This is a genomic window from Psychroserpens mesophilus (assembly GCF_050617655.1).
GTDB lineage: Bacteria > Bacteroidota > Bacteroidia > Flavobacteriales > Flavobacteriaceae > Psychroserpens > Psychroserpens mesophilus_A.
In genome coordinates this window covers 1-248 of record NZ_JBODQC010000370.1, presented here as the reverse complement: position 1 = coordinate 248, position 248 = coordinate 1, and the positions used below count along the sequence as shown (strand labels likewise).

1 protein-coding gene is annotated in these 248 nt (G+C 57.7%); it reads left to right on the top strand.

What is annotated here, in order from left to right; all coding sequences use genetic code 11:
- Window positions 1-248, top strand: a 248-nt coding sequence (locus ACRHNM_RS17640; RefSeq protein WP_431137947.1) for a hypothetical protein, incomplete at both ends; no start/stop codon positions are given.

Genomic DNA, 248 nt, shown 5'->3' with positions numbered 1-248 from the left:
CTCCACCCCGAAGAGAAAGTATTCGGCTCCAGGGGACTCCGGGGTGAGGATTTCGGGACAGCCCAATTGACGGCCGACGAGCTCGACATAACCATCGACCACGTGTTGACGCATGAACTGGGGGGGTGGGGCGTTTCTTCAGGAGGCGACCCCATCGACTATCAACCCGAATTGGGGAACAGTCAGTTTATAGAATACCTGCTCAATAACTGGGACCTCAGCCCTGCCCCCGGGGAGGCGTTCAGATA